7 protein-coding genes are annotated in these 12116 nt (G+C 44.3%); 4 read left to right on the top strand and 3 right to left on the bottom strand.

Annotated elements, in window-relative coordinates:
• Positions 1-204 precede the first annotated feature (204 nt).
• The 3 genes from THEBA_RS11165 to THEBA_RS11155 form a co-directional block, all read right to left on the bottom strand.
• Positions 205-1812: an IS1634 family transposase gene (locus tag THEBA_RS11165; RefSeq protein WP_014731629.1), complete on the bottom strand. Its 1608-nt coding sequence runs from the start codon at positions 1810-1812 to the stop codon at positions 205-207.
• 343 nt (positions 1813-2155) lie between these two features.
• Positions 2156-4768, bottom strand: a complete 2613-nt coding sequence (locus THEBA_RS11160; RefSeq protein ID WP_014731628.1) for a calcium-translocating P-type ATPase, PMCA-type — start codon at positions 4766-4768, stop codon at positions 2156-2158.
• 104 nt (positions 4769-4872) lie between these two features.
• Entirely contained in the window at positions 4873-5601 is a 729-nt protein-coding gene (locus THEBA_RS11155) for a TetR/AcrR family transcriptional regulator (RefSeq protein ID WP_014731627.1), read from the bottom strand.
• 1080 nt (positions 5602-6681) lie between these two features.
• On the opposite strand from THEBA_RS11155, the gene THEBA_RS11150 reads away from it, so the two are divergent.
• The 4 genes from THEBA_RS11150 (at position 6682) to THEBA_RS11130 (ending at position 12116) form a co-directional block, all read left to right on the top strand.
• A complete protein-coding gene (locus tag THEBA_RS11150) occupies positions 6682-7737 on the top strand; it encodes a GntR family transcriptional regulator (protein WP_081484635.1) in 1056 nt (351 codons plus the stop codon).
• A 1311-nt stretch (positions 7738-9048) separates the two neighbouring features.
• Positions 9049-10278: an extracellular solute-binding protein gene (locus THEBA_RS11140; protein WP_014731625.1), complete on the top strand. Its 1230-nt coding sequence runs from the start codon at positions 9049-9051 to the stop codon at positions 10276-10278.
• A 43-nt stretch (positions 10279-10321) separates the two neighbouring features.
• Positions 10322-11233, top strand: coding sequence for a carbohydrate ABC transporter permease (locus THEBA_RS11135; protein WP_014731624.1), 912 nt, complete (start codon positions 10322-10324; stop codon positions 11231-11233).
• A 4-nt stretch (positions 11234-11237) separates the two neighbouring features.
• On the top strand, positions 11238-12116 hold the full coding sequence (locus THEBA_RS11130) for a carbohydrate ABC transporter permease (protein WP_014731623.1): 879 nt from the start codon (positions 11238-11240) through the stop codon (positions 12114-12116).

Below are 12116 nucleotides of genomic sequence, written 5' to 3'. Positions count from 1 at the left end.
ATAGGACGATACAGCCATAGTTGATCTTGAGATCGTGAGGAAGATCTGTGAACGTACTGCTATAGAAATGGCTTCAATCTTGCCTTTTTTGATTCCACTGAGGGAACGTTAGAGGAGGTTTCAAATGAGACTGCTGGTCTTCAATGGATCTCCGCGAGAAGTTAAGAGCAACACATTGACGATTGTAACCTGCACTCCCGGAAATTATAACGAGGGTGATTTCACCCCCAGCTTGACATAGATATCCTTCTGCTTTTTAGTGACTTCTCCGATCAAGCGGCCATGTTCGGGAGACTCAAACCTTTCAATGGTGTCAAGTTCGTCAAGGAGACCCTGCAATGTCCAGTTCTCGAAGAGACAGGTGTCCTGCATCTTCTTCTTTATGTAGGAAAGATAAATCAATGCGACAAACTCGACAAACAGCTTTCCATTCAGTGATAGTTCTGAGGAAACCTGCATTCTACGGAAATTCAAACGATCCTTGAGGTTCCCAAACCCCTTTTCCACTATGTCTTTACTGCGATAGAGAGATAAGGCCTCGAAGGGATCGTTGACTTCATTGGAAAGCAGTGCGAAATAGCCATAGTTTCTTGCCGCTTCACGCATCGCCTCTTCCTTCGGTGTGACTTTCCTGCCCCTTTTTGGTGTACTGGTAACAGTGAAGAATCTATCATAGTCCTTCATGCGGTATTCTTCACGTGTGTTGTTTACCAGATCATTGTATAGTCTGCTCAGATAATCGTTCATCTCTGCCTGATCTCTGGCAGCCTTCTCGCCATTGTAGAAAAGATGAAGATATGCCCGTCTCTTCGAGCTTAATACGTCCCCTTTGTTTGGTCTTTCCTGCTCGTAATCCCACTGGATTGTTCGGCACAAGCCATATACTCTGAACTGAGGTTGAAGATTTGACCACAGTTGAAGGTTCTCACGCTCTTCTTCTACGATCTCTTTTACATAATTCAGATTCAGTTTGACACCGACGATGAACTTCTGGTGGTTCTTGAAGAGCAGGTTTATGTTCTCTCTGCTGTAAAAGCCTCTGTCAAGAAGGACACTTACCTTTTTGTATCCCATGACATTGAATTCAGCCATAAGCTGCTTGACTGTTTTCACGTCGGTGATATTGCCAGGGAGCTTCCGGTAGTAAAAGGGAAGTCCAGACTGTTCACCGAAGAGAAGGGCGAGGTTGATGTGAGGTAGTCTGTCGTACTCTTTGTTTCTTCCCTTCTTTACCTGACTCAGTGTCTCTGAATAACTGGAGATGGAAGTGATGTCAAAGGCCCAGTATTCTTTCTCAATTCTACGTCTACCTTGTTTCTTGAAGAACATCATCCTCTCTTCTTCGGAAATAGATTGGAACAGCTCACTGCTGCGCTGTGATGGTATGTCTTCTCCATAAGGATGAACATGCAATCTCTGCCAATGTGAAAACCTACTGAGTGAGTTGTTCTCTTCCAGAATAAGATAATAGGCAATAGACAGAATCATTCTATAACGATCGGGGAAACACGCTTTCAAATCTGCCTCAACTTCTGTGATCTTTCCAACCTGATCGAGAAGATAGCAAGCACCATAGAAATCCCTGCGGATTTTGGTTATGGGAACTGGACCGGGCTTTTTCGAAATGCTATCCTTCTGTTCAGTGTCCTTCCTGTATGACCTGGTCGGTAGGATTTCTCCAGTGTCTGGATCCAGTTTGCCGATTAAGGTTCTCTTGGCTCTGGACTGTTGTTTTTCCTTGTCCCAATAGGCTTGATTGTTGTATACATATGTGATTCCAGTTTTCTTGTTCTTTTGATAGACAATCCCCATCTCCTCACCTCGTTACATACATTATAATATATAACGAGGCATAAACCTAGAGAAAACAACCCTAACTCACTCTTTTCAACCCTTTACAAGGTTTTCATCGTTAGACTTTTCGGGAACTTAGGTTGTAAACCACTTTCTCGTAGAAGAAAGGTCATCTTTGGCGAGGAAGGGTTTATTGAGATTGTGGACCCTAGCTAGAAGCAAAAAATAATCCTCTCATTACATATATTATGATATATAACGAGGAACAAACGTAGAGAACTTCATGATAAGTCGTGTATGCTTTTCAGGCAAGCCCGGTTGCACACGGTATTTTGTCGGCGAACTACAGGCCTTTTAATTATCAATCTCTGCGTCTCATGACGCCTGCGAGCTTTTCTAACTCAATCACCGGTATTGGTACAAGAGAAAGCAGAATAGCAAGCAGATACATCGAAGCGTTCAGCTCGGCTAGCCCAAATATTCTCGCGACTGGATCTATGAATAGAACAAAAGCAACCATTGCCAGCGACACTACTGTCGCAAAAATATGGAAGACATTGGAAAAGAGACCGGTTTTAAATAGCGAGTGATTTGACCGCATGTTAAAAGAATGAAAGATCTGGGTCAAAGAAAGTATAGCAAAGGCCATTGTTCTGCCTACAACGATATCTCCGGTACTCTTCCAGCCAATCGAAAACCCAATCAGAGTTAGAAAAGCGAACATGATTCCCTGCAGAATTACTCTGTAACCAAGTCCATTTGCAAATATTCCTTCATTCTTTCGTTTAGGCTTGCTTTTCATAACATCCTCTTCAACGGGTTCCATGCCTAATGCGATTGCAGGTAGGCTGTCGGTGACGAGATTTATCCAGAGCAACTGAGCAGATATTAGAGGAGCTTCTCTCCAGATAATCATCGCCGCAAATACAGTCAAAATCTCCCCTATATTCGTTCCAAGAAGGAAACCAACCACCTTTCTTATGTTGGCATAGATCCCCCGACCTTCCTTCACGGCCTCTACAATAGTTGAGAAATTATCATCTGTAAGTGTCATGTCAGCCGCGCTCTTTGCCACATCGGTTCCAGTTATTCCCATAGCACATCCTATATCTGCTGCCTTGAGAGCAGGAGCGTCATTAACTCCATCTCCCGTCATTGCCACCACTTCACCTTGTTTCTGCCATGCGTGAACGATCCTCAACTTGTCTGAAGGAGAAACTCTGGCATAAACCGAGATATCCCGAACTCGTTCTTCGAGCTCACTATCCAGCATTCTTGCAAGTTCGCTTCCATCAACAACCTTTTCTTCAGGTGACAGAATCCCGACTTCTCTGGCAATTGCTGCGGCGGTTAGCTTATGATCACCGGTTATCATGACCGGCTTTATCCCAGCCTGTTTACATAGTGCCACCGATTCCTTTGCTTCTGGCCGTGCTGGATCGATCATACCCACGAGACCCATGAATGTAAGCCCGCTCTCGATCTCGGCGGGATCAAGGATCTCTGGAATCTCCTCGATATGCTTATAGGCTATGGCAAGCACTCGCAGGGCATCGCTACCCATCTCTTCTGCAATTCTTCTTCCCTTTTCGACGTCTCCCGCAACACATCTAAGAGCAACTGAATCAATTGCACCCTTTGTAATTACTACATTCTTGTTTTCGATTCTGTTGATTGTTGTCATCATTTTTCGCTCTGAATCGAACGGAATCTCGGCTAATCTTGGATATTTCTCCTCAATTTTCTCTTTCTCAATTCCATTTCTTTTAGCGGCAAATACTATCGCTGTCTCAGTTGGGTCTCCTATTTGTTTTTCTTCTCCACTTTCGTAAATGATTCTTCCGTCTGAACAGAGTGTCGCATATAGTAAAAGGCTTCTGATTTCCGGCAAGTTCTCGGAAGAGATCTCTTCCAGAGTTGAGTCGTAATCGGAAAAGGCCTTAACCAGTGTCATTTTGTTCTGAGTCAGTGTTCCTGTCTTGTCTGAGCAGATTACGGTTGCACTTCCCAGGGTCTCAACGGCTGGCAGCTTGCGAATTATCGCGTTTCTTTTAACCATCCGCTGCACTCCTATGGCAAGAACAACCGTTACGATAGCAGGAAGGCCTTCAGGTATTGCCGAAACGGCTAGAGAAACGGAGATCATGAATATCTCCATTATCGGAATGCCATCAATCAAACCAACCAGAAAGATTATCGCGCAGGCAACTATAGCCGCAATTGCAAGATATTTTCCAAGAACATTCAATTTCTTCTGGAGAGGAGTTTCTGTCTCTTCTTCCGCTGAAAGCATGCTCGCAATTTTCCCCATTTCAGTTTGCATTCCAGTCTCTACGACAACAGCCTTCGCCCTTCCATAGGTAACGCTACAACCGGAGAAAATCATGTTGAACCTGTCTCCCAAAGTAGCATCTTCTTTTACCTTAGCCTCGGTTTTCTTCTCCGACGAAACCGATTCTCCGGTTAGGGCTGACTCATCCACTTTGAGACTTGCCGAACTCAATATTCTAGCATCGGCTGGAACGAAGTCACCGGCTTCTACAAGCACAATATCACCTGGGACCACGTTCGAAGCTTGAACGATCCTTTGCTCCCCATCACGTATTACCTTTGCATTAGGCGAAGAAAGCTTCTTCAAAGCATCGAGAGCCTTCTCGGCTTTGCTTTCCTGTATTACACCGATTACCGCATTCAAGACTACTATAAGCATTATCAAAACAGGTTCGAAGAAACCTTCATTCTCGAATAGAGAAACAACGAAGGAAATTGCGGCTGCCGCCATAAGGATAGCTATCATAACGTCCTTAAACTGTTCTAGAAAACGCTCGAAGATGGTTTTCTTTCGTTCCTCTCTCAGGATGTTGCTGCCGAATCTAGCCAATCGTTCTTCCACTCCAGAAGAACTCAATCCTTTGTTGGGATCAACATTCAGTTTCTCTAATACCTCTTCTAGTTCCAATGAGTGCCATGCCATTCTTAGTATCCTCCGTTTTCTCTGTATGCAACTTTAAGGCCGCAAATCCATATCGCGACTTCTTGGATCGCTTTAAATACAGACTGAACTCCGGGCCGAGGCTTTCATCCAGTATCGTTAGAGCGCTTTGTTTTGAGCGAAATCTCATTCCCGCTTTTCAAAGAAGACAATACTTCTCTGAATGATTGAAGAAAGGAATTGCGCAGTTCATCACCACTCATCATACTTCTCTCTTTCAGATCATCATAGTATGCTGCAAAAGTTACAAGGGGCATTACAGAGAAGAAGAACTTGAACAATTCCATGTCCAGGGAGTAAGTGAAATCGTGGTCGGCTTCGGAAATCAATTTTAGGATGGGATTGCTATCGACGTCTCTCGAGAGATCAAGTAGTCTAAAGAGATCGTTATGGTGTTTGCTGTCTTTCAATGATTCGAACATCAAAACCCTCAGCAACAACCTGTTTTCCAATAGATAATCGAGTATCCTTTCATAGTATTCAAGTAGTCGGTTCACGAAAACAATAGCAGACTCCTCATTTGAAAACTTCATCCTCTCATATTCAATATCGAGTTCGCCGTCTTTGATCATCTGAATGATGCCTTCCTGGACGAAATCCATGGTGATGGAAGTAGCATCTTCAAGCAAGGAATTAACCACATGGCTTAGGATCTCCTCCTTACTTTTGAAGTAGTAATAGATCAGCCCTTTCGTCACTCCTGCCGCCTCAGCAATCTCACTTGTAGTAGTTGCATGGAATCCCCTTTTTGAAAACAGTTCTATCGATGCATCGATGATTCTTTCTCTTGCATCATTAGCATCATTTGATTTCATCACACCACTTCCTAACTGACCGGTTAGTCAAAATCATTTTACCATTTTGTTAGCTCTCTAGGGAGGTATCGAGTTTTTTAGATTCTCTCTGGTAAATGAATCAAGAAAATGGAAAGGTTTCGTATTCACCCCCAGGGGAACTGGACAAGTAAGTGAGGAATAGTAGACTAAGGAGAAGGGGTGAATATGGCTGAAGCATCCGAAAGGCAAGCCTTATGATCCTGAGTTCAAACTCAGATTAGTTAGGGAGTTCTTAGAGACAGACAAAACCCTTGAAGAAATTGCACAAGAGAAAGGGATCGTACTTCAGAACACTTCAGAACATCACAAGACGATGGATTTCTCTAATTCGATGAGTATCGTTTATTAGGCGGGCCATTCACGTTTTCTAATCTCTGTTGGTTAACCATTCCTTGCAAAGGAAACTGTGAAAGTGCAACTTCTGGGAAGTCGAGATGGGAAGGTGAGAAATATTCTTTCTGGACTTAGCTCTTACCATTACCCGTAACTTGCAGTCACCACTGGATTCTTAGAAAATTACTAGCAAATAACTCTCAGGGAAATAGACTCGTTTTTGTCGTCTTAGCCCTTCAAAAAAACCATGAATAATGCAATAAACGCAATCGCAGCCCCATGAAACAATGGGGCCGACGTAGATCACTAGATGCACGAAACTTACCGAGATAACTCCATTCGAATCATTCAACTTGAAAAATCGAAATTTCCACTGCAGGGAAAGCTTGAAGAATAGATATGAACCGAGCGATAGAACCTTTGACACAGTTTGTTTAGGAGGTGCGTCCAAAAAACCTTGTGAACAGCAAAAGATGGAAAACTACAACAAACAGTGCCTCAGCAGTGCTTTCCCGTCGTGATTAGAGAGCACGATCCCATTCCTGGAGAAGATACCCTGACTGTTGAATGACTGACTCTTGCCGCTATGCTTTCCCGCGCGACTGCTGAGTAAAATTCCGATCGATGACAATCTTTCTTTTTCTAGCTGAGTGCAAAAACTTGACTCAAAAATAATTCAGGTGTAGAATCCTATATGTACGTACATTCTAACTGGAGGCGACTGTTATCACTCCGAAGTATTCTGTAATTGAGCGTTTTCTGCTTGAAGAACTCAAGTCCGGGAAGTACTCTGTTGGAGATAAACTCCCAACGGAGAAAGAGCTAATGAAGAAGTTTAGTGCAAGCAGAGAAACTGTCCGAAAGGCTCTGGATAGGCTTTCTTTCGAGGCGGCAATAGTCAGAAGACCGGGTCTTGGAACCTTTGTAAGCTATGGAAGTGACAACCACCTCGTGGGTATTCTGGTCCAGCAAATAACCAGCTACATCTTTCCGTATATAGTGCTCGGGGCTGAGGACCACCTCTTTAGAAATGAATACAAGATGCTTCTAGGCAATTCAGCGGAGGATCCGGTCAAAGAACGACAGATACTCTCAGAATGGATTGCTTCCGGGGTAAAGGGTTTGATAATCGATCCGGTGTACAGTGCTACAAAGAGGTCAAATAAAGATCTAGTGAAATCTATGGCAAAATCGGGAGTCAAAATTGTTCTTGTACACAGCGACTGGAACATAGATCAAGTGAGCTGCAATGTTCTGGACGATGCCTTTGGAGGAGAAAAAGCGGCCGAGATCTTCTTTGAATACGGTCATAAAAGAGTTGCAGTAATATACAAATCAACACATCTTCCCGGCGTCATAAGGGCCAAGAGCTTTGTAGATCGATGCAGGCAACTGGGGTTTTCGAAGATATACGAAAAGTCCTTCAACGTTTCGGAGTTTACAGGTGCGCCTATGCAAATTGCTCACGAACTGATGTCGCTACCGCAGCAGATTCGCCCTACTGCAATCTTCTGTTACAACGATGCGACGGCCCTGCAGCTACAGCTGGTAGCAAAGAGACTTGCTCTAAATATACCCGAAGATATCTCGGTTATAGGATTCGATGATGGACCTATCGGTGATTTCAGGGACGTCCTGACCACTTTTGCCCATCCAAAGGAAGATGTAGGAAGAAGATCTGTTGAAATCCTTCTTGATATGCTCAATGGCTCCAAAGCCTATAGAGTTGTCCATAAACCGGAACTGATTGAAAGAAGTTCAGTTGCTGGTGTGAAGGAATAGCTCTGAACCGCTTTCTTTATGAAACTTAAACTTCTGATCTTAAGACAGATCATCTGTAACCCTCTTTAAAGGCTAAGCGATCATGGAATTTCCATCTTTGGCTTTCACTCTATGACTATTTTAGTTTCTCTTCGTTATTCGCAAATCAAGTTGTGGCTCTGACGTCCAGAGCGATTCCTTCTTAAACAACGTTGTCAAAAATCGCGGTTGTACTCTTCGCCTCGGGTTCTTATTAGTGGACTGGTAAGGGTTGGTGTCTCGAAGCCATAAGAAACGCTACGAAGAACTAGATTTTCAGAAAATACTGGACTAGCAATGGCACAAGAAGCTAACTGGCGTCCTGCAAAAAATACCTTTGCCGGGCACCGAGGAGCAGAAGTCGGCAGGCCAAAACAAAAAACCTTCTCTCATATCTGTTCAAGGTTCTTCGATCTATTGAGAAATGAAACTTGACTTCTCTGCTAGAGAGACGCCGACAGGAATCCATTATAGAAACGACGGTTATGGAATCTTCCGAGAAAGTCATTCCCAACGTCAAAATGGATTTGGGTTTTTTGCGTCTCAAAATACGGACCTCTTGTTTCTCTTTCTCTCAAGCTCCAGGAACTTCGGTAAAGAGGAGAGAAAGTCGAGAAATGAAAAAGGGCATTTCCTACATGTTCGTTTCACCAAAGGGATCAGAAAGAAAAACAAGATGGTTTGCGCTTCCAAGACAGTTTCCGCCGTAATCGTTGCCATATGCAATCCCCTGTTCTAGATCGAAATATCGGACTTCTTCATGAATTAGTCCCGAGTAAACGCTCCATATATGTACGGACATTATTCTACAATAATCACGAAGAAATCAATGAGAATCCGTCCTTTCAATATTCGATTAATAGGAATTTGAAGATAGGGTCTTAAATTCGGCTCAAATCATCAGAGAACGGCTCTAATCGAATTTGGTGCAGCTTCTTCGATTTTGCTACAATGTGACCGTGAATTGATTCTCCTCTTAATAACAACTGATTTCTAATCGTGGCAGAATTCTGGATCTGTCTTTTGTGCGGAACTGTGGGCAAGCGTGTTTGGTTTTTTTCAATAAGGTACGTACATATATGTATTTCCCGACAAGCCAGAGTAGAAGCCAGTGCTTTCAAACGTATTCATACAACCAATTTATCTGTGAAGAGCTTAACTCATTTTTTCGGTCTGACTGATCAAGAAATATCATTTTTTGGGGGGTGGTATAACGGGCAATAGATCAAAAACTGGATCGCTTTCTTGTTCATTGACAATCTGCCATTTGGTATTTCTAGGAGGTGAAACTTAGTGAGAAAGTTGATGGTTTTGGTACTTGCGCTGGTTCTTGCCGTAGGTTTCTCTTTCGGTATAACAATTACGATGATGTCACCGCTGACCGGAGCTGACGGAGCTTACATGGATGAAATCGTGGCAAGATTCAACGAGGAACATTCTGACATCGAAGTTGTTCATGTGGTCGTAGAGTCTTCTCTGGATATGAAGAACAAACTTTCAATGGGTATTGCATCCAAGACAGCGCCCGAGATCATGTTCATCAGGAAATTCGACATGCCTCTTTACCTCGAACATTTTAAGGGATTCACAAAGCAAGAATGGCTTGAGAACTATGGAATCGACACAGATGATATCTTCCCAGGTGTTCTCGAAGGACTAGTTGTGGATGGTAAAGTGGTAGGAATTCCTATGGACATATGGCTGTTCTACATGGCCTACAACAAGGGAAACTTCGCAAAGGTCGGCCTAGATCCTAACAACCCGCCGAAAACGAGAGAAGAATTCATATCTGCCATGGAGGCTTTGTTGCCTATAACGCCTGAAGGCTTGACACCATATTATGAGAACCCTGCCTGGACATGGATCTGGTTCCACCTTCTCTGGCAGCACGGCGGCGAAGTGCTTACCGACGACTTCAAGGCACCTGCGTTTGAAAAAGCCGGAATCGAAGTTTGTAAGTTAATGCTTGAGATGCAGGATAAGGGCATTCTGCCGATGCAGGTAGCCGATCCAGGCGTTTCCTTCCAGTCGGGCGAAAGCTCAGTCTTGATTACCGGTATCTGGACTATCAAGCCATGGATGGAACAGCTGGGTGAGGATTTTGGTTATGCGGTAGCTCCTCAGCTGGGTAACACTAAGGCCGTATTTGGAGGATCCCACGTGCTTGCAATGCCAGCTGTCATGGTCGAAGATCCAAAGGTACTTGAAGCTGCGACAACATTCATCAAGTATCTTTGGGACCACTCGATAGACTGGTATGAAGCAGGGCAGACTCCCGCAAGAAAGTCCATTGCCGAGAGTGAGGAACTGAAGGAAAGGCTTCCTCATATCTACGCGGTCTCTCAGGACTCTGAATATGTAAGGCAGTTCCAGATGTTCCCGCTGATTTCAGAGATTGAGGCCGAAATCGCCGTTTATCTAGAGGAAATCCTCGTACTTCATTCGATGTCCCCAGAAGCTGGAATGAAGGAAGCGGCATTTGCCGTTCAGGAAATTCTCGACGACTATTGGTCGAGAAACTGATCTGCGTAAGTAACGGTTAATAAGGTGAAGGGAGGAGGAGTAATTGAGACAATCACATTCTAAGTCACCAAGAAGTTTCCGCAGGGAGGTGGGATCGTGGTTGTTCCTCCTCCCTCACCTGTTCTTTTTCATTCTTTTCGTTGCTGTCCCTCTAGTATTCGGACTCATAATCAGTTTCTTCAACTGGAGTCTCCTGAAAGAAAACGTATTCATTGGTTTCAATAACTATGTGCGGACATGGAACGATTCAAGGTTCTGGCCAACGGTTCAGCACACCGTGATCTTTGCACTGATTAGCGTCCCTTTGGTAATAATTGTGGCAATCCTTTTCGCCCACATACTCAAGAAGAAGCGCTTCGGTCAGCTTTGGTTACTCGTTGCCTTCGTTTCGCCAGCTTTCTTCGGATCTGTAGGAATTCTTAGTTCCTGGAAATGGATATTCGCTTCTTTTCCTTCAGGCCTTGCCAACTATTACCTGGATAAAGTCGGGCTCATCAACAAAGCGGTTTCCTGGTTTGGAAGCACTTCGGTAGCCTGGGGAGTGATTATCCTTGTTACGGTCTGGTGGATCGTTGGGTTCAGCATACTGCTATATCTTGGAGCTCTACAAAGAATCCCGCCCGAACAGTACGAATCAGCAAAACTGGATGGAGCCGGACCATGGAAGAGATTCATCTACATAACTCTCCCATGGATCAAGAGCGTGCTGTTTTTCGATGTCGTTCGTCAGGCGATTCTGGCATTCGGGCTCTTCGATCAAGCCTATATATTGTCTGGGGGAGGACCCGCAGGGACCACTCGTACTCTCGTTTACTATCTCTATCTCGTAGGATTTGAGCGACAGGATTTCGGAAGGGCCGCGGCGATCTCCTGGTATATATTTGCGATCGTACTGATTTTCGCAGTGATTCAGCTAGTTCTGGTCACCAAATCTATACGATCGACGGAGGGGTGAAACTATGACTTCAACAGTCCCCAAAAACAAGAAGAAACTCAGCAAACGAATAACTGCAGTGATAGTGACTGTTCTTCTTTGGGCCTTTGCAGCTTTCTGGTTTGCACCGATCTTCTGGATGCTGTCGACTTCGATGAAATCAACGGCGGCAGCCGTCATTGAGACTCCTCCTCAATGGATACCTCAGAATCCAACTCTAGAAAACTACAAGATCATCTTCGCACCTTCAGGTGGTCTCTCGTTGGTAAAGGCCACGATTAATAGCATCATTGTTGCAGTTAGCTCTACTCTGGCAACACTTGCACTTTCAATTCCTGCAGCTTACGCGCTTTCCCGACTGAGATTCAGAGGGAGAATGCTGATATTCTGGATATACGTTGCGGTTCTCGCCTTCCCTTCAGTGCTGTTCCTCATACCACACTTTTTTATAATAAACGGAATGGGACTGTCGAATTCTTACCTTTCTCTGATTCTTCCGGGACTTGGGGGCACTTTCGGAGTATTCTTGCTCAGGCAGTACATGCTCGATATCCCAAAGGAGCTTGAAGATGCTGCTTGGATTGATGGTTGCACAAAATTGAGATTTCTTATCAGTATCGTAATCCCATTTGTTAAACCTGCTATGCTTGTACTTGGCTTGATGACATTCCTTGGCTCCTGGAACAGCTTCCTCTGGCCTCTGCTAATCCTCAGCAAAGCCGACAAGTTCACGCTCCCAATAGCTCTCATAAGATTTAGCGCGGGGTGGGGAGACCCCTACAGAGGAATCGGTCCGATGATGGCCGGTGCATTCTTCTCCGTAGCACCCTCTTTGATAATTTTCATTGTCTTCCACAGGTATTTGATGAAAGGAATCTCCCTGGGATCGCTTGGAAAGGAGTAG

The organism is Mesotoga prima MesG1.Ag.4.2 (assembly GCF_000147715.2).
GTDB classification, from domain to species: domain Bacteria; phylum Thermotogota; class Thermotogae; order Petrotogales; family Kosmotogaceae; genus Mesotoga; species Mesotoga prima.
This window is presented reverse-complemented; position numbering and strand designations above follow the sequence as displayed.

What these genes read in the sequence shown, in the direction of transcription:
- THEBA_RS11165 (WP_014731629.1), bottom strand. Translation starts at nt 1,812, where the DNA reads ATGGGGATTGTCTATCAAAAGAACAAGAAAACTGGAATCACATATGTA.
- THEBA_RS11160 (WP_014731628.1), bottom strand. Translation starts at nt 4,768, where the DNA reads ATGGCATGGCACTCATTGGAACTAGAAGAGGTATTAGAGAAACTGAAT.
- THEBA_RS11155 (WP_014731627.1), bottom strand. Translation starts at nt 5,601, where the DNA reads ATGAAATCAAATGATGCTAATGATGCAAGAGAAAGAATCATCGATGCA.
- THEBA_RS11130 (WP_014731623.1), top strand. Translation starts at nt 11,238, where the DNA reads ATGACTTCAACAGTCCCCAAAAACAAGAAGAAACTCAGCAAACGAATA.